The 17931-nt window shown below is 70.2% G+C and carries 16 protein-coding genes and 1 pseudogene; 6 read left to right on the top strand and 11 right to left on the bottom strand.

Features of this window, described 5'->3' with window-relative positions; translation table 11 throughout:
* Positions 1–183: 183 nt before the first annotated feature.
* The 4 genes from ACTHL4_RS05990 to ACTHL4_RS05975 form a co-directional block, all read right to left on the bottom strand.
* The gene (locus ACTHL4_RS05990) at positions 184–864 is read right to left on the bottom strand and encodes a transglycosylase family protein (protein WP_440281830.1); all 681 of its coding nucleotides are present in this window, start codon (positions 862–864) and stop codon (positions 184–186) included.
* 469 nt (positions 865–1333) lie between these two features.
* Complete coding sequence (locus ACTHL4_RS05985) at positions 1334–2836, bottom strand: threonine/serine ThrE exporter family protein (protein ID WP_440281829.1); 1503 nt, start codon at positions 2834–2836, stop codon at positions 1334–1336.
* A gap of 80 nt (positions 2837–2916) precedes the next feature.
* A complete protein-coding gene (locus ACTHL4_RS05980; protein ID WP_440281828.1) occupies positions 2917–4722 on the bottom strand; it encodes a serine/threonine-protein kinase in 1806 nt (601 codons plus the stop codon).
* Between the two features lie 110 nt (positions 4723–4832).
* Complete coding sequence (locus ACTHL4_RS05975; RefSeq protein WP_440281827.1) at positions 4833–5258, bottom strand: CBS domain-containing protein; 426 nt, start codon at positions 5256–5258, stop codon at positions 4833–4835.
* A 204-nt stretch (positions 5259–5462) separates the two neighbouring features.
* Between ACTHL4_RS05975 and ACTHL4_RS05970 the strand changes: the two genes are divergently transcribed.
* The 4 genes from ACTHL4_RS05970 to ACTHL4_RS05955 all read left to right on the top strand — a co-directional run bounded on the left by ACTHL4_RS05970 (position 5463) and on the right by ACTHL4_RS05955 (position 10281).
* The gene (locus ACTHL4_RS05970) at positions 5463–6878 is read left to right on the top strand and encodes an alpha,alpha-trehalose-phosphate synthase (UDP-forming) (protein WP_440281826.1); all 1416 of its coding nucleotides are present in this window, start codon (positions 5463–5465) and stop codon (positions 6876–6878) included.
* Positions 6875–7645 carry a trehalose-phosphatase gene (gene otsB / locus ACTHL4_RS05965; protein WP_440281825.1) on the top strand — a complete coding sequence of 257 codons (771 nt, stop codon included), beginning with the start codon at positions 6875–6877 and terminating at the stop codon, positions 7643–7645. Before ACTHL4_RS05970 ends, otsB begins: the two co-directional genes overlap by 4 nt.
* A gap of 156 nt (positions 7646–7801) precedes the next feature.
* Entirely contained in the window at positions 7802–8917 is a 1116-nt protein-coding gene (locus ACTHL4_RS05960; protein WP_440281824.1) for an ABC transporter ATP-binding protein, read from the top strand.
* A 122-nt stretch (positions 8918–9039) separates the two neighbouring features.
* Positions 9040–10281 carry a DUF4032 domain-containing protein gene (locus tag ACTHL4_RS05955; RefSeq protein ID WP_440281823.1) on the top strand — a complete coding sequence of 414 codons (1242 nt, stop codon included), beginning with the start codon at positions 9040–9042 and terminating at the stop codon, positions 10279–10281.
* A gap of 8 nt (positions 10282–10289) precedes the next feature.
* Here ACTHL4_RS05955 and ACTHL4_RS05950 read toward each other — a convergent pair whose 3' ends face one another.
* From ACTHL4_RS05950 to ACTHL4_RS05935, 4 genes are all read right to left on the bottom strand, one after another.
* The gene (locus ACTHL4_RS05950; protein WP_440281822.1) at positions 10290–10745 is read right to left on the bottom strand and encodes an NINE protein; all 456 of its coding nucleotides are present in this window, start codon (positions 10743–10745) and stop codon (positions 10290–10292) included.
* A gap of 91 nt (positions 10746–10836) precedes the next feature.
* On the bottom strand, positions 10837–11793 hold the full coding sequence (rlmB, locus tag ACTHL4_RS05945; RefSeq protein ID WP_440281821.1) for a 23S rRNA (guanosine(2251)-2'-O)-methyltransferase RlmB: 957 nt from the start codon (positions 11791–11793) through the stop codon (positions 10837–10839).
* A gap of 1 nt (position 11794) precedes the next feature.
* Positions 11795–13216, bottom strand: a complete 1422-nt coding sequence (cysS, locus tag ACTHL4_RS05940) for a cysteine--tRNA ligase (protein ID WP_440281820.1) — start codon at positions 13214–13216, stop codon at positions 11795–11797.
* Positions 13217–13271: 55 nt separating this feature from the next.
* Positions 13272–13910: an MBL fold metallo-hydrolase gene (locus ACTHL4_RS05935; protein WP_440281831.1), complete on the bottom strand. Its 639-nt coding sequence runs from the start codon at positions 13908–13910 to the stop codon at positions 13272–13274.
* Between the two features lie 96 nt (positions 13911–14006).
* Here ACTHL4_RS05935 and ACTHL4_RS05930 point away from each other — a divergent pair, with 96 nt between their 5' ends.
* Positions 14007–14846, top strand: a complete 840-nt coding sequence (locus ACTHL4_RS05930) for a DUF72 domain-containing protein (RefSeq protein ID WP_440281819.1) — start codon at positions 14007–14009, stop codon at positions 14844–14846.
* Here ACTHL4_RS05930 and ispF read toward each other — a convergent pair.
* From ispF to ACTHL4_RS05915, 3 genes and pseudogenes are all read right to left on the bottom strand, one after another.
* Positions 14839–15312: pseudogene (gene ispF / locus ACTHL4_RS05925) on the bottom strand (2-C-methyl-D-erythritol 2,4-cyclodiphosphate synthase); the annotation flags it as partial. The gene ACTHL4_RS05930 and the pseudogene ispF sit on opposite strands and share 8 nt — an antisense overlap.
* Complete coding sequence (gene ispD, locus ACTHL4_RS05920) at positions 15309–16517, bottom strand: 2-C-methyl-D-erythritol 4-phosphate cytidylyltransferase (RefSeq protein ID WP_440281818.1); 1209 nt, start codon at positions 16515–16517, stop codon at positions 15309–15311. The gene ispD and the pseudogene ispF, both read right to left, overlap by 4 nt.
* A 94-nt stretch (positions 16518–16611) precedes the next feature.
* The gene (locus ACTHL4_RS05915; protein WP_440281817.1) at positions 16612–17094 is read right to left on the bottom strand and encodes a CarD family transcriptional regulator; all 483 of its coding nucleotides are present in this window, start codon (positions 17092–17094) and stop codon (positions 16612–16614) included.
* A gap of 212 nt (positions 17095–17306) precedes the next feature.
* Here ACTHL4_RS05915 and ACTHL4_RS05910 point away from each other — a divergent pair, with 212 nt between their 5' ends.
* On the top strand, positions 17307–17867 hold the full coding sequence (locus ACTHL4_RS05910; protein ID WP_440281816.1) for a hypothetical protein: 561 nt from the start codon (positions 17307–17309) through the stop codon (positions 17865–17867).
* Positions 17868–17931: the final 64 nt, after the last annotated feature.

The following is a 17931-nucleotide window of genomic DNA, read 5'->3' as shown; positions in this document are numbered from 1 at the left end:
CCCCTCAGCCCCCGCCTGCCCCCCCCCCCCCCCCCCCCCGCCCCCCCCCGCCCCCCCCCCCCCCCCCCCCCCCCCCCCCCCCCCCCCCGGTGGCCGCCCCCCCCCGGGCCCCAACACCGGGTCCTCTCAGTCTGTTCGTGTCCGCTCGGTCAGAGCGGTGGGTGTGTCAGAGCGGTGGGTGTGTCACAGGCCCTTGGAGTTGAGGTAGCCCTGAAGCGCCACGACGGTGCGACCGTTGAAGTGCGAGGCGCCGTCCTGGGCGATGCCCAGGTAGCGCTGCATGGCCGCGGTCGTGACCGGGCCGATGATGCCGTCCTGGTGTACGCCGAGCCGGGCCTGCAGCGCGAGGACGGTCTGCGAGGTGTAGTGGTTGGCACCGTCCTGCCGCACACCGAGCCAGTGCTGGGTGGAGGCGGTGGTGAGCGGCCCCACGATGCCGTCCAGCACCAGCGGCCGGTGACCGCCGCGCGATGCCGGAGGCGCCGGCTGCGGTGCCGGCCGGGGAGCCTGGCGGGCGCCGCCGAGGTCGACACCGACCGCGAGCCCGTTGGACCGCGTGAGCCCGGCCCGCTTGGAGCAGACCGGCCAGGCGCCCGGACCCTGCACGCGCAGGGTCGCCTGGGCGACGTAGATCTGTTGGTCCCGGGTCGCGTACTGCGCGCTGGAGGCGAACCGGCCACCGCCGAACGCCTGCCAGGTGGACTGGGTGAACTGCAGCCCGCCGGAGAATCCGTTGCCGGTGTTGATGGACCAGTTGTTGCCCGACTCGCAGGATGCGACGCGGTCCCAGACGTTCCAGGGCGTGTCCGCCTTGGCGTGCGCTGCGGTGGCCAGTCCGGCGCCGGCCGCGGTGGCCGAGGCCATGACGGCGCCCATCGCGCGCCGGCCGGCGACCGATGGTCGAGCGATCCTGTGTCGCGGTGTGTACGGCAAGGTCGTGTCCTTTCCTGACGAACGCGTCCGGGGTCGACATCCGACTCGGGCGTCGGGGAGCCCCGCCTCCCGGCCGGCATCGGGGTCGCCGGCCGTGCACGCCGCCGGAGGTTCGACGTTCTGACGTGCGTTCTGAGCGGATGTGTGCAGTTGGTGACCGGCTCTCGCCGGTGATGATGCGTGCCGTGAGGCGTCCCGCACGTTACGGGATTGACGGGTGTGACACAAGGTATGAGTGAGACCAATGAGAAAACTTCAAGCCGACACGCCGTCACGGAAGGTAAAATTACATCGATGTAGTTCCCAGTGCTGGCGCGGCCGAGCCGCCCCTGCCGGGCCGGCACGCCGGATGGCGCACCGGCCGCAGCGAACCGAAAATTGTTGTGCGGGGCGGGCGCGATCAGCGCCGTCGCACCCGCCGGCGGTGCAGCGCCTGCCGGTCCAGCGGCGCCGACAGCACGTCGCCCATGACGACGCCGGTACTGATCGCGAGGGCCACCGCCGCCGCGCCCATCAGCGTGCTCACCGCATGTGCCTGGGTGGTCACCGAGGTGCCGACGATGCTGCCGGACACGGCGTCATACATGCCGCGGAAGATGCGCAGACCCGGCAGCAACGGTGACACCGCCGGCACCACCAGGACGAGCGCCGGTGCACCGAGCCGCAACCCGATGAGCCTGCCGAAGACACCGATGGCGATGGCGGCCACCGCGATCGAGGTCGTCGCGCCGAGCCGGAAGCCGCCCAGCCCGAGCGAACTGGACAACCCTCCGGACAGCAACACCCCGACCGCACCCAGCAGTCCGGCGGGCAGCAGGTGTCGCGGGAGCACCCGGGCAGCGACCGCACTGCAGACCGCACCGAACGCGCCGCACATCACCCGCAGCCACATCACCGCCGGTGCGGAGTCGAAGGACAACGCCTTCGGCGTCGTCAGCTGCAGGTCCAGCGCCTTGTCCAGGCGCAGGGTGAAGGACAGTCCGGCGGCGATGCCGACGATGATGCCCGCCGTGGACAGGAAGACGGTCAGTAATCGCCCGGCTCCCGTCACCGGATAACCGGTGATGGCGTCCTCGACGGCCGAGGCCATCGCGCGGCCCGGCAACAGCACGACGATGCCGGCCGCGACGGCATACCCGAAGTCGGTTGCGGGCATGTCGAGCCCGAGCCAGCCGTGGATGCCGACCAGGTAGCCGCACCATGCCAGCAGCACCGAGATGGCGCCGCCGGCCGCGGACGAGTAGAAGGACGGCACCGCTCGCTTGCCGAGCCAGCGGCCGATCCGGTCGACCGCCAGCGCGGACAGCACCGCGACGACGATCGCCATCGCGTGCCCGCCCAGCAGGGCGCACACGGAGCCGGCCAACCCGGCATACCCGAGCGCGACCAGCCAGCGCGGGTAGAGCCGAGCGGCCCGCTGGATCCGCCGTAGTTTGCGTGTCGCGGCGTCGACGTCGTCGATGCCGCCGGTGACGAGCTCCTCGACGAGGCCGTGGACCGCACTCAACCGGGCGAAGTCACGGGTGTTGGACCGCACGACGCGCAGCAGCGTGACGGGGACGCCCGCCGGGGTCGGCGCCTGCACCAGCAGCGACTGATTGGTGATGTCCACCTCGAGCCGGCGCAGCCCGGCAGCTGCGGCGACCGCCACCACGGCGGCCTCCACGTCCCGCGTGCCGGCGCCGCAGCGCAGCAGCAGCTCACCGACGCGGACGGCCAGCTCCAAGGCACCGCGGACCGACGCTTCCTGGTCGGGGGCCTCCATGGTGCGCGGGTCGCGGTATGGCGTGTGGCGCAGGCTGTCCGCGATCGGTAGCGGCTCGGTGACCGGCTCGCCCTGCAGGAAGCGCATGCGGCCGGAGACCGGCAGCCCGCCGGGATCGGTGTCCTGAACCTCGTCCACGCGCCCAGCGTAGATCGGTCTTCCTGTGCGCGATATGCGCCAGCTGGGCAGCACCTGACCGGCGCGCGTGGCGGCGCGACTCAGCGAGCGAAGGGACTCGCCGCGGCGAGTTGCAACCGGAGGCTGGAGTTGCTCTGGATCGGCCACCAGCTGGCGCCGGAGGACAGGTGTGTCGCTGCGAAGACGCCGCCCAGCACGGCGATCACGACACAGAGCCCGACGATGATCCGGGTCAGCGGCTCACCCCGGACGACGCCGCGCACGATGCTGCGCGAGCCCCGTCGCAGCGGTATGCCGCCGGGCCCCCACCACATCACCAGCGCGGAAACCAGCACACCGACCGCCAGCGGCAGCGGGCGCCCGACGAAGACGGAGTCACCTCGCGCCATCGAGTAGATCAGCGCGACAGCGGCGGCCGTGCAGGCGCCGACGAAGGCCGGGATGAGCACGGTCAGCAGAGTCGCCAGCGCCGCCACCACGCCGTGCCACGGCGAGGTGATGGCGGCCACGAACGTGTCGGACTTGCGCGGTCCGGCGCTGTAGCGGCGAAGCACCATCGAGGTGATCGTCTTGTCGCACCAGCGGGCCGCGATCGCCCACAGCAGCACCAGGGTGATGCCCACGATCGGCAGCACCGCGCTGATGCCGGTCAGGGCCACCAGCAGCGCCGCCAGGGTCCCGGTGCGCGACGACTGGCCGATGCGGGGATCGGGCGGCGGCACGAAGCGGCCGGGCGGGATGGACGGCACCGGGCGATCTGCCCGGTCGCCCTGATCGGCGCGCGCCGGCTGCCCGGGGCGGACGACGTACCCGCGGGAGGCCGCGAAGTTCTCCGTCGGGTCCGCGGCGGCCGGGCGAGCCATCGGTCCCGGGCCGGGTCCCCGCAGCCGTTCGGTGCTGGGCGCCGGGCCGGCGAACTGCTGGGTCACCGGCTTGCGCCGGTCGGGACGTTCGGCCGGTCCGCGGCGCCGGCCGATCATCGGGATCTCGCCGGTGTTGCCACCCCCGGCGAAGAGGTCGAGCGCGGACAGGACCTCCCCCGCCGCGGGGCGGCGCGAGGCGTCGGGGTCGAGCGCGGCCTCGAGCAGTGGCCGCAGCCGCGGCTCCACGCCCTCGAGGTCGTATTCGCCGCGGCACACCCGATCGAGCACCACCGGCATGGGGCCGCGCCCGAACGGGGCACGGCCGCTGGCGGCATACGCGAGGGTGGCGGCCCAGCCCCACCAGTCGGTCGCCTCGGTGACCTCGTCACCCTCGACGATCTCCGGTGACAAGTAGCCGGGAGTGCCCATCACCAGGCCGGTCGAGGTCAGTCGTGAGTCGTCGGCCACGTGCGCGATGCCGAAGTCGATCAGGACCGGGTCGTCACCGACCATCAGCACGTTGCCCGGCTTGAGGTCGCGGTGCACGATGCCCGCGCGGTGTATGGCGCCGAGCGCGTCGGCGAGCCCCCGGCCCAGCCGGGCGAGCCGGGCGGCCCCGAACGGGCCGTCGTCCTCGACCACGTCGTCCAGCGACGCACCGGGCACGAAACTGGTGACCAGGTAAGGGTTCTCGCCGTCGACGTCGGCATCGAGAAAGGCGGCGACGTGCGGTGACCGGACCCGCACTAACGTGCTGACCTCACGGCGCAGCCGCTCCCGCGCGCCGCGATCGTGGGCGATGTGCGCCCGCAACACCTTCAGCGCGACGGCCTGACCGCTCGGGTCCAGCGCCTTGTAGACCACGCCCATGCCGCCCTCGCCGATCTTGCGGATCGGCTGGTAGTCGCCGATGCGGTCCTGGTCCGCGCGCCGGTCCAGGTCGTCGGCGCCCTGGATCACCGGCAGTCGGTGCGTGCCACCGTCCCCGGGGTCTCCGGGAGCGGAATGCCGGTCAGCAGTCATGGTGTCCACGGTATGCGACAACGAACCAGACCCTGCGCACGACGCCCGGGTCGTCGGGGACGTGGCCCACGACACCCCGGTCGTGGCCCGTCCGGTCCGTCACGCGGTGCTCAGCCGGTGATGTAGGACTCCAGCTGGTCGCGCTCGCTCTGCAGCTCCTCCAGCCGGAACTTCACGATGTCGCCGATGCTGACGATGCCGACCAACTCGTCGCCGCGCACGACCGGCAGGTGACGGAAGCGGTGCTCGGTCATCGAGGCGGCCAGCGAACTCACCTCGTCACCGGGCGAACAGGTGATGACCTGGCTGGTCATCAGCTCCTCCACCGGTTTTTCCAACAGCCCGTCGGCGCCGCCCACCAGCGCACGCACGACGTCGCGCTCGCTGATGATGCCGGCGATGGCGTCGCCGTCCGTGACCACGACCGCGCCGATCCCGTGGTCGGCGAGGGTCTGCACCAGATCGCCGATGGTGGCGTCGGACGTGAGCGTGACGACGTCCGAACCCTTGCCCTTGAGCAACTCTTGGATGCGCATGTTTCACGGTATCGCCAGGGGCGCGACCGTGGCCATGATTGTGCAGGGCGGGTGGTTGGAGTGTTCGAAACATCGCTCGCCCGGGTATGTCGAGGGCGTCATACCGTCCCGTCATACAGTGAGGCCGATCGCCACGGCGCCTCGCGCGACGGGCGTCTCGTCGAGGATTCCGCTCAAGGATCCTGCCGTGGATTCGAAAGGGTTGTGCCGTTGTCGCAGGAGAGGTTCGACCTGGTGATCGCAGCCAATCGGCTGCCCGTGGACCGTGTCCGGGAAGGTGGCCGGTCGGTATGGCGCCGCAGCCCGGGCGGGCTGGTCACCGCGATGGAGTCGGTGATGAGCGGCCGGGACGGTGCCTGGATCGGCTGGTCCGGCGTGCCCGGCAAGGCGCCGGCGGCGTTCGAGCAGGGCGGCATGCGGTTGCACCCGGTCGCGCTCAGCGCCGAGGAGGTACGCGACTACTACGAGGGCTTCAGCAACGGTTCGCTGTGGCCGCTCTCCCACGACGACATCGTGCCGCCGACGTTCAAGCGCCGGTGGCAGGCGGCATACGAGACGGTCAACCGGCGCTTCGCCGAGGCCGCGGCGAAGCTGGCGGCTGAGAAGGCCACGGTGTGGGTGCACGACTACCAGTTGCAGCAGATGCCGCAGTTCCTGCGTGAGCTGCGGCCGGACCTGCGGATCGGCTGGTTCAACCACATCCCGTTCCCACCGGTCGAGCTGTTCATGCAGCTGCCCGCGCGCGACGCCATGCTCCGTGGTCTCCTGGCGGCCGACTTCCTGGGTTTCCAACGGCGCACGGATGCGCAGAACTTCCTGCGGGCCTGCCGGCAGCTGCTCGTCGACGACGACATCTCGGTCCGCGCCGACGTCGTGCACACCGCCGACGGGCACGAGTGCCGGGCCGCCGCGGTGCCGATCTCGATCGATACCCGCGGCATGGCCGAGCTCGCGGCGACCGCGAAGGTGCGGGAGCGGGCGGCCGAGATCCGCGAGCAGCTGGGCAACCCGAAGCACCTGCTGCTCGGGGTCGACCGGCTCGACTACACCAAGGGCATCCGGCACCGGCTCAAGGCGTTGGAGGAGATGTACCGTGAGGGGTCGCTGGACCCCACCGAGACGAAGTTCATCCAGGTCGCGACGCCGAGCCGGGAGCGGCTGGAGGCCTATCAGCACATCAAGCGGGACGTCGAGCAGACCGTCGGCCGGATCAACGGCGAACACTCCAGCTTCGGCGCGCCGCCGGTGACCTATCTGCACCGCTCCTTCCCGCGCGACGAGATGGCGGCGATGTTCGTGGCGGCGGACGTCATGCTGGTCACCCCGTTGCGGGACGGCATGAACCTCGTCGCCAAGGAGTATGTCGCCGCGCACGACGAGACCGGCGCGCTGGTGCTGAGCGAATTCACCGGTGCCGCAAACGAACTCAAGCAGTCCTACCTGTGCAATCCGCACGACATCGCGCGGACCAAGCGCACGATCGTGCGGGCCATCGAGGCCTCGCCGGAGGAACGCGCCCGCCGGATGCGGGCGATGCACCGGCAAGTGCTGCGTCATGACGTCCAGCGGTGGGCCGAGCGATTCCTGACCGACCTGGCCGTTGCGCCGAGACAACCATGACGGAGTCCTCGGGGTTGCACGACGCCCTGGAGAGTTTCGCCGCGCGCGGACCGGTCCTGGTCGCCACCGACTTCGACGGTGTGCTGGCGCCACTGGTGACGGACCCGTCGACGTCCCGGCCGATCGAGGGGTCGATGGAGCTGCTGCGCGAGATCGCAGCACTGCCGGCGGTATCCGTGGCGATCGTCTCCGGCCGCGACCTGGCAGCGCTGCGTGCACTCAGCGGTGCGGCCGCGGCGGACGACATCGCGCTGATCGGTTCGCACGGCGCCGAACCGGATCGCGAGCTGCCGCTGGACCTCACCTTCGACACGGCGGCACGGCAGCGTCTGGCGCAGGCCACCGAGGCACTGGAGGAGGTCGCCGCGGCGCACCCCCCGACGCGCATCGAGCGCAAGCCCGCGGGTGTCGTGCTGCACACGCGCAACGTCCCGGCAGACATCGCGGCGGCGGCGACCCGTGCGGCGCTGGCCATCGACCTGCCCGGCGTCGACGTGATGGACGGCAAGCAGATCGTCGAACTCAGTGCCCTGCCCATCACCAAGGGCAGCGCATTGCAAGCACTGGCAGCCGAATTCGGCACCGTGGCGACTCTCTACCTGGGCGACGACGTGACCGATGAGCGCGCCTTCGCCGTCCTCGCGGATGACCCGGCCAACGTGACCGTCAAGGTCGGATCCGGGCAGACGCTCGCGGCATACCGCATCGACAGCCCCGAGGACGTCCTGCCGGTGCTGCGCACCGTGCGCGACGCGCGGCGCGGCTGAGTCGCGTCACCACCGGTCCGGGTGTACCGGCCCGTCACCGCGGCCGGCCGGTTAGAGTGTGGCTGGCGTCACACCCGTGTAGTGCGGGACAGGCGTCGCATCCCATTCACAACGGATCGTCCGGCACGTTCCTGCCGGTGAAGGAGTTGCACCACCATGGCGACAGTCACCTATGACCAAGCGACCCGCGTCTACCCCGGCGCCGACACCGCATCGGTCGACAAGCTCAACATCGACATCCAGGACGGCGAGTTCCTCGTCCTCGTGGGTCCGTCCGGCTCCGGGAAGTCGACCGCGCTGCGCATGCTCGCCGGCCTCGAAGAGGTCAACGAGGGCCGCATCCTGATCGGTGACCGCGACGTCACCAACCTGTCCCCCAAGGACCGCGACGTGGCCATGGTCTTCCAGAACTACGCGCTCTACCCGCACATGTCGGTCGCCGACAACATGGGCTTCGCGCTGAAGATCGCCGGTGTGCCCAAGGCGGAGATCCGCAGCCGCGTCGAGGAGGCCGCCAAGATCCTCGACCTCGAGGCCTACCTGGACCGCAAGCCCAAGGCGCTCTCCGGTGGTCAGCGCCAGCGTGTCGCGATGGGACGGGCGATCGTCCGCTCCCCACAGGTCTTCCTGATGGACGAGCCGCTGTCCAACCTGGACGCCAAGCTGCGCGTGCAGACCCGGACCCAGATCGCTTCGCTGCAGCGACGTCTCGGCGTCACCACCGTCTACGTCACCCACGACCAGGTCGAGGCCATGACGATGGGCGACCGGGTCGCGGTCCTCAAGGACGGCGTGCTGCAGCAGTTGGACACGCCGCGCCGGATGTACGACCACCCCAACAACGTCTTCGTCGCCGGCTTCATCGGCTCGCCCGCGATGAACCTGCTGGAGGTGCCGGTCACCGAGGCCGGCGTCAAGCTGGGCTCGATCGTCCACCCGGTCGACCGCGCCACGCTGGCCAAGACCGAGACCACCGTCATCGTCGGCATCCGGCCCGAGGACCTGGAGCCGACCACCGAGGGCGGCATCCCCGTGGAGGTCGACGTGGTGGAGGAGCTGGGCGCCGACGCCTACATCTACGGCCGCACCACCATCGGCGAGCAGCCCGGTGAGAAGCAGCTGGGCGGCTCCGACGACGAGAAGCAGATCGTGGCGCGCGTCGACGGCCGCCAGGTGCCGGACAAGGGCAAGACGATCAACTTCGCACCCAAGGGCAACGGGGAGCACCTGCACCTCTTCCACCCCACGACCGGGGCGCGCCTCGAGTCCTGAGTCGTATGGCGGGTCGGCCCGCACCGAGACGGCGGCATACACCTTCCGGGTGTGTGCCGCCGTCGCGTCGTGGCCTCGCCGCAGGCTGTCGTCGACGCAGGGGGTGAAGCAGAATGGTGCCCGTGGCACTCGACATCACGACCGCCCGCCCCTGGCCCGCCCTGCTCGACCTGCCCTGGCGCCAGCCGCTCGAGGACTGGCCGGAGGACCGCCTGGCGGCGCTGCCGCGGGGCATCTCCCGCCACGTGGTGCGCTTCGTGCGGGTCGAGGGCCGGGTGGTGGCGATCAAGGAGATCAAGGCCGAGATCGCCATCCGCGAATACAACATGCTGCGGATGCTCCGGCGACTCGGCCAGCCCGTCGTCGAACCGATCGGTGTCGTCAAGGGCCGGCTCACCAAGAGCGGTGAACCGCTCGATGCGTGCCTGCTGACCCGGCACCTGCAGTTCTCCCTCCCCTACCGGGCGATGCTCAGCCAGAGCCTGCGCCCCGAGACCGCCGCCCGGCTCATCGACGCGCTGGCCGTGCTGCTGGTGCGACTGCACCTCGTCGGGTTCTGGTGGGGTGACGTGTCGCTGTCGAACACGCTCTTCAAACGCAGCGCCGGCGAGTTCGCGGCATACCTGGTGGACGCCGAGACCGGCGAGCTGCAGGACAGGCTGACCGACGGGCAGCGCGCGCACGACCTGGACATCGCGCGCGTCAACATCGCCGGCGAGCTGATGGACCTGCAAGCCGGTGGCTTCCTGGGCGAGGAGTACGACCCGATCGAGATCTCGGACCGGATCATGGAGCGGTATGACGTGCTGTGGCGCGCCCTCACCGAGATCGAACGCTTCGACGTCGGCGAGCGCTGGCGGGTGGACGAGCGGATCCGCCGGCTCAATTCGCTGGGCTTCGACGTCGGCGAACTGGACATCACCACCGACTTCGACGGTGCGACCATCCAGATCCAGCCGAAGATCGTCGACGCCGGACATCACTCGCGGCGGCTGCTGCGGCTGACCGGGCTGGACGTCGAGGACAACCAGGCGCGCCGGCTGCTCAACGACCTGGACTCCTACCGGGCGTCCAAGGACCGGCAGAACGACGATGAGGAGCACGTCGCACACGACTGGCTGATGCAGGTCTACGAGCCGGTCACCCGGACCGCGCCGCCGGAGATGCGCCGCAAGATCGAGCCCGCCGAGCTCTTCCACGAGGTCCTCGAGCACCGCTGGTACATGTCCGAGAAGGCGCACCGCGACTTCCCGATCGAGGAGGCCGCACGCGACTACATCGCCACCGTGCTGCCCGACAAGCCCGACGACAGCACCGTCGTGGGTGTCGACACCGAGGAGATGCCGGTCCGGGCGGACCGGTAGCGCGGTTGCTAAGCCAGGGGACGGCCGTCCGAGTCGTTGATCTTGTGCAGCAACAGCATGATGAAGTCGATCAGCGACCAGATCCCGCAGGCGCCGAGCGTCACAAGCTTGAGGATGCCGAGGCCGATGTGGCCGAGGTAGAAGCGGTCGACACCGAGGCCGCCGAGGAAGAACGACAGCAACACCGCGGTCAGCCAGTCCTTGCCGGAAAACACTCCCGGGACCTGCTTCGCCGGGAAGACCACCCCCGACGCGGCGTCACGCACCGGCGCGTCACCCTTGAGAGCGCCGGCGGCGGCCATCTGCGCCAGTTGCGAATAAGGCACGGGCCCCTGCTCCTGCCCCATGTTCAGGATGAAATACATCGGTTCGCCTGACCGACCGGGATACTGCGGTTGTCCGTAGCCCGATGGCTCACCGCCGCCCGGGTAGCCGTTGCCCGAGTTGTCCTGATAGTTACTCATGTCCCCGCCTCGTCGTTGTGCTGTGCCCGAACCATACGTGAGACCGCACGGGAGCGCGTGGCGTTCCGTGTCCGAGCCCTCGAGACGAACCTCAGTGCTCGGCGCGCAGCCTGGCCACTTCGTAGAGCGTCACCGAGGCCGCGATGCCGGCGTTGAGCGACTCGACCGACGAGCTCATCGGCACCGAGACGATCTGGTCGCACGTCTCGCGCACCAGCCGGGACAGGCCCTTGCCCTCCGAACCGACGACGATGACCAACGGTTCGGTCGCGAGCTGCAGCCCGGGCAGTTCGACGTCACCGTCCATGTCGAGGCCGACGACGAAGAAGCCCGCCGTGCGGAAGTCGGTCAGCGTCCGGGTCAGGTTGCCGGCCAAGGCCACCGGCACCCGCGCCGCAGCACCGGCCGAGGTCTTCCAGGCGGCGGCCGTCATACCGGCCGAGCGGCGCTCGGGAACGATGACGCGGTGGCCGCCGAACGCCGCGACCGAGCGCAGGATCGCACCCAGGTTGCGCGGGTCGGTGATGCCGTCGAGCGCCACCACCAGCTGGGTGCCGGGGGCTTCGGGGTTGAGCAGGTCGTCCGGGTGCGCGTAGTCGTAGGCCGGGATCTGCAGCGCCAGGCCCTGGTGCGGTGTGCCGTCGGCCAACCGGTCCAGCTCGGACCGTTGCGCCTCCATGATCGGGATGACCTGGTCGGCGGCGATCTTCAGGGACTCCTTGACCCGGTCGTCGGAGTCGATCCGGCCGGCGACATACAGTGCGGTGGCGGGTATGCCGACGCGCAGCGCCTCCAGGACGGAGTTGCGGCCGACGATGATCTCGCCCGACTGCTTCGTCGAACGCTGCGGTCGTCGCGGCGCACCCTGCTTGGCGGCGTCGGACTTGCGAGCAGCCTTGTAGGCCTTGTGGTTCGGCCGCTCACTGGCCTTCGGCGTCGGACCCTTGCCCTCCAGCGAGCGACGCTTGTGGCCGCCGGTGCCGACCTGGGGTCCCTTGCGCGAGTTGCCCTTGCGGACCGCCCCGCGACGGCTTGAGTTTCCGGGCACGTCAGTCGTCCTTCTTCGATTTGCCGGTGACCGTCCACCGGGCGCCGTCCGGTCCGTCCTCGACGGTGATGCCGGCAGCGGTCAGCTGGTCGCGAATCTGGTCGGCCGTGGCGAAATCACGGTCCTTGCGAGCGCGTGCTCGGGCGTCGATCAGCGCGTCGACGAGGGTGTCGAGCGCATCCGTCGTGGCGGCGTCACCAGCGGTGTTCCATTGGGGCGCCAGCGGATTGACGCCGAGCACGTCCGTCATCGCCACGACCTGCGCGGCCAGTGCGGCGGCGCGCGACGTGTCACCGTCGTCGAGGGCGATGTTGCCCTCGCGGATCAGATCGAAGACGACGGCGAGCGCACCCGACACGTTGAGGTCGTCGTCCATCGCCTCGGCGAACGCCGCGGGTATGGCGCCTGGTTCTCTCACCCCATCCGGCACGGCGCGGTCCAGGAACCCCTCGATGCGTTCGACCGCTGCGGCCGCCTCGTCGAGCGACCCGGGCTGATACTCGATCGTCGAGCGGTAGTGCACGGCACCGAGGTAGTAGCGCAGCACCAGCGGGCGCACGGTCTTGGTCAGCTCGAGCACGGCGAGGCTGTTGCCGAGCGACTTGCTCATCTTCTCGCCGGCGATGGTCACCCAGCCGTTGTGCATCCAGTAGCGGGCGAAACCCAGTCCCGCACCACGGGATTGGGCCTGTTCGTTCTCATGGTGCGGGAAGCGCAGGTCAATGCCGCCGCCGTGTATGTCGAAGGTGTCACCCAGCCAGCGCCGCGCCATCGCGGAGCACTCCAGGTGCCAGCCGGGACGACCGTCACCCCAGGGCGTCGGCCACGAGGCCGTCGCCGGCTCGCCCGCCTTGGTGCCCTTCCAGAGCGCGAAATCGCGAGGGTCGCGTTTGCCGCGCGGGTCCGCGTCGGCGGCCGGCTCCATGTCGTCGAGGCGCTGCCGGGTGAGGCTGCCGTACTCCGGCCACGACGTCACGTCGAAGTAGACGTCACCGGAACCGTCCTCGGCCGGATAGGCGTGTCCCTTGTCGATCAGCAGGCGGATCAGGTCGATCATGTCGGTGACGTGGCCGGTCGCGCGCGGCTCGTAGCTGGGCCGCAGCACGCCGAGCTCGTCGAGGGCGTCGTTGGTGGCGCGCTCGAAGTCGTACGACCATTCGTTCCACGGGACGTCGGCCTCCGCCGACTTGGCCAGGATCTTGTCGTCGATGTCGGTGACGTTGCGCACGAGCGTCACGTCATACCCGTGCCCCGTCGTCAGCCAGCGGCGCAGGATGTCGAAGGCGACCGCGAAGCGCACGTGCCCGATGTGCGGAGCACCTTGGGTGGTCAGACCGCAGATGTAGATGCCGACATGTCCCTCGCGAAGCGGCTGGAAGGGCCGCTCGGTCCCGGTGGCGGTGTCGAAGATCTGCAAAGTCACCCGCCGAGTTTAACGGTCGCCGAGGGCGCCTCCGGCCACCGTGCGCGGCGCCGGCTCACGCGCCGCGGTCGATCCACTCCTGCAGGTGCGGTGCCTCGGCGCCGATCGAGGTGTCGTCGCCGTGGCCGGTGTGTACGACCGTCTCCGGCGGCAGCACCAGCAGCCGGTCACGGATCGAGTCGATGATGGTGCCGAAATCGCTGAACGACCGCCCGGTCGCACCGGGACCGCCTTGGAAGAGCGTGTCGCCGCTGAACAGCGCGTGCTCCTGCGCCAGGAGGAAACAGCATGCACCGGGTGAATGCCCCGGGGTGTGCAGGACCTCCAGCTGTGCACCGCCGACCGGGATCACCTGCCCCTCGGTCAACGGACCGTCCGGGGGCCCGCCGATCTCGCGGTCCCACAGCATCCGGTCGGCGTCGTGGATCAGCACCCGGGCCGTGGGATGGAGCTGCAGCAGGTCGCTCACGGCGTCGATGTGGTCGTCGTGGCCGTGCGTGCACAGGATGTGCGTGAGTCGTCGCCCACCCACGGCCGCGTGGATGGCCTCGGCGTCGTGTGCCGCATCGATGACCACGCACTCGGTGTCGTCGCCGACGATCCAGACGTTGTTGTCGACATCCCACGTGCCGCCGTCCAGGCTGAACGTGCCGGAGGTGACCACCTTGTCGATCCGTATGTCGCTCACCGGGATTCCTCTCGTTGTCGCGAACGGTCAGCCTATCGAGCCCGGCGGCGGCCGCCGGACACCGGACGTTTTCACCGGCCCGGACGTGGGCATGGTCTGCGGGTGAGCGCGTTCTACATCGGGACGTCCGGCTGGTCCTACCGGAACTGGCGGGGCGACTTCTACCCATCGGGTCTGGTGCACCGCCGGGAGCTGGAACACCTCTCCGGCCACCTGACGTCGGCCGAGATCAACGGCTCCTTCTACTCACTCCAGCGCCCCACCTCGTATGCCGCCTGGCGCGACCAGACCCCCGACCGCTTCCTCTTCGCCGTCAAGGGCGGACGCTTCATCACCCACCTGAAGAGGCTGCGCGACGTCGAGGCGGCCCTGGCGAACTTCTTCGCCTCGGGGGTGCTGGCCCTGCCACCGAAGCTCGGGCCGATCCTGTGGCAGCTGCCGGCGCGCCAGGTGTACGACGCCGAGTTACTGGAACGGTTCTTCGCGGCGCTGCCGCGGGACACCGTCGAGGCCGAACAGCTCGCGGCCCGGCACGACGACAGGATCGCCGCATCACGGACCCTGACCGAGGCCACGGCATACGCCCCGCTGCGCCACGCGCTCGAACCACGGCACGAGAGCTTCCTGCAGCCGGAGGCCGCGGCGCTGCTGGCCCGGCACGGGATCGCGATGGTGCTCGCGGACAGCGCCGGCACATGGCCGGTGATCGACCGCGACACAGCGGCGTTCCGATACGTGCGGCTGCACGGGGAGACGGAGCTGTACATGAGCGGCTACGGTCCCGAATCGCTGGCACGGTGGGCCGATCGGTGTCGCGAGTGGGCCGACGCCGGACAGGACGTGCACGTCTACTTCGACAACGACGGCAGGGGCTACGCGCCGCACGACGCCGTCGCGCTGCTCGACCGGCTCGATGGAGCCGCGGCTCCTCCACCGGTATGACGAGGGCGGTCGCGATGGCTGCGACGCCCTCGCCGCGGCCGGTCAGGCCGAGGCCGTCGGCCGTCGTCCCGGCGATCGACACCGGTGCTCCACCGATGGCTGCGGACAGGGCTGCTTGAGCTTCGGCGCGCCGCTTGCCGATGTTGGGACCGTTGGCGATGAACTGCACAGCCACGTTGCCGATGGCGAAACCGTTGTCGGCCAAGATCGTGCGCGCCTCGCCCAGCAACCGGCCGCCCGACGCACCCGCCATGTCCGGGCGGTCGACACCGAAGTTGGCGCCCAGGTCACCCAGGCCGGCGGCGGAGAACAGCGCGTCGCACATCGCGTGTGCGGCCACGTCACCGTCGCTGTGACCCTCGACGCCGCGCTCCCCCGGCCACTCCAGCCCGGCCAGCCACAGCGTCCGGTCGTCGGTCGCGTAGGCGTGCACGTCGACGCCGATCCCGGTGCGCGGCAGGGTCATGGGTGGCTCCTCATCCAATCGATCACGGTGTCGGCGAGTTGGTCCGGGGCCGCGGTGGCGCTGTCGAGTCGCAGATCCGGCGACCATGGCAGATATTCCCGGCCGAGTACCTGCTGCCAGGTCGGGACTCTCAGACCGGGTATGTCGGAGACCCGCTCGCTGACCCGCGACTCGTGCACCGCGGCATCAGAGCATTCCAGCTCCACCTCGACGACGCGGGCACCGTGCTGTGCGGCGACGTCGCGCCACCACTCGCGGGTCTCGGGCAGCGGATTGACGGTGTCGGCCACCACGGACAGGCCCACGGCGAGCTGGTCGCCGGCGACACGGAACGTGACGGCATATCCCTCGGGGCCGGTGACCCGGTCGACGAGGCCGGTGTGCACCAGCGTGCCCTCCACCGTGTCGACGCGAAGGTGGGCCAGGGGGATCCGCCGAGCGAGGGCCCGGGCCAGCGATGTCTTACCGGTGCCGGGCAGACCGCCAAGGACGATGAGCGTCGGGACATCCACGCCGGTCGAGCAGGCCGGAGCGCTAGCGGAGGACGTATCGAGACCCGCGGACGCGACGAGCAGGCGTTCGGCGGCCTCGATGTCCGGCGGCAGGGTGACCTTCAGCGCCAGCGGATCGCCGTCGATCACCACGACCGTGCCGCCACAGCGTTCGATCAGCATCGCGTCGTCGGTAGCGTCACCACCGCGGGCGTGGGCCGCTTCCAATGCCGCGCGGCGAAAACCCTGCGGCGTCTGCACCGCCCGCAGCGTCGAGCGATCCGGGGTCGCGATCACCCGACAGTCCTGGTCGACCTGCTTGATCGTGTCGGTCACCGGGAGGCCCGGGACCACGCCGTCGGCGCCGGCCGCCACCGCGGCAGCAACGGCTGCGAAGAGTGCCGGGGGCGCCAGGGCACGTGCCGCGTCGTGCACCAGCACGATGTCGACCTCGGGAGGCAGTGCGGCCAGGCCGGCCGCAACCGAGTCGGTGCGTTCGGGGCCGCCGGGTATGACGCGCGCCCCCGGCACGAGTGCTGCGAATTCGGGCAGGTGGGCGGTCGGCGCCACCACGACGATGGGTGCGCGACCGACCTCGCGGGCGCGCTGCACGGCGTGCTCGACCAAGGTGCGGCCGCCGACGCGGACGAGCGCCTTCGGCATACCGGCCCCCAGGCGGACACCCATGCCGGCCGCCACCACGACAACGCCCACGACCGAAGAGTCGTGGGCGCTGATACCCCGTGAGGTTCTCCCCCGCTGCGCTCCTCCGATACTTCGCGGGGACCTCGAGCTCATGGGACGGAACTCAGGAGGCGAGCACCTCGTCGAGGGTGGCCTCGGCCTTGTCCTCGTTGATGTGCTCCGCGAGCGCCAGCTCGGACACCAGGATCTGGCGGGCCTTGGCCAGCATGCGCTTCTCACCTGCGGACAGGCCGCGGTCCTGGTCACGGCGCCACAGGTCGCGCACGACCTCGGACACCTTGATGACGTCACCGGACGCGAGCTTCTCCAGGTTGGCCTTGTAGCGACGGGACCAGTTGGTCGGCTCCTCGGTGTGATCGGCGCGCAGCACCTCGAACACGCGGTCGAGGCCTTCCTTGCTGACGACGTCGCGGACCCCCACCAGGTCGCAGTTCTCGGCCGGGACTTCGATCTTCAGGTCGCCCTGAGCGACCTTGAGAACGAGGTACTGCTTGTCCTCTCCCTTGATCTTGCGGACTTTGATCTCTTCGATGAGAGCCGCTCCGTGATGCGGGTAAACGACCGTCTCGCCGACCTTGAAAACCATGTGTTGTTTTCCCCTTTCGCGGATCCCAGAATATCACGAGTTGCGCACGTCACATAAACGTTTCCGCAGGTCAGCGGCCTTCCACAGCCGCTGACGGGTGCCTTGACAAGGCGTCTGAGGCATGCTCCGCGCGCGCGTTATGTGATGGTGCGCCGCACCGGACCGTCCTGCCGGGTCGAAGAGCCCGGCACCGGACCGCTAGGCTGCCGCGTGTGACGCGACGACTGCCTTCCTCCCTGAACTCGGTGTCCCGACCCGCCGTCGGCGCACTGGCCCTCGCAGCGACCGCGACGACGCTGAGCGGCTGCATGTACCTCTCGCCGGCCCAGACCACCAAGAGCTACGAGGCGGCGGACGGCACCGACCAGACGATCGGTTCGCTGCAGTTGCAGAACCTGCTCATCGTCGCCTCGGCCAAGGGTGCGCCAGGCGCTCTGCAGGGGTTGGCCGTCAACAACGCCCAGTCGCCGATCAAGCTCACCGTGACCACCGGGGACACGTCCACGTCGATCACCGTCCCCGCAGCGACCGCCGTGCGCCTGGACGGCAAGCGCACCGCCGCGGACAAGGCGACCGTCTCCCCCGTCACCGTGCCGTCGGTCGCCGCCCGGCCGGGCAAGGCGCAGAAGGTCACCTTCACCACGCAGAAGACCGGATCGACCGTGGTCGAGGTGCCGGTGCTGCTCAACCAGGGCCCCTACGGCACCGCCTCGCCCTCGCACGACACCTACACGACCCCGGCGAGCACCGAGACCAAGGAGCCGGAGGCCTGACCGGCCCCGACCGGGGCTCCATCCGTCGCGCACCGCGGCGCGACCTCGCGGCATACGACGGCCG

It is taken from the genome of Flexivirga sp., assembly GCF_051955415.1.
In the GTDB taxonomy this organism is placed as follows: Bacteria; Actinomycetota; Actinomycetes; order Actinomycetales; family Dermatophilaceae; genus Flexivirga.
Note: the sequence above shows the minus strand (reverse complement) of the source record. Positions and strands in the feature narration are given on the sequence as shown.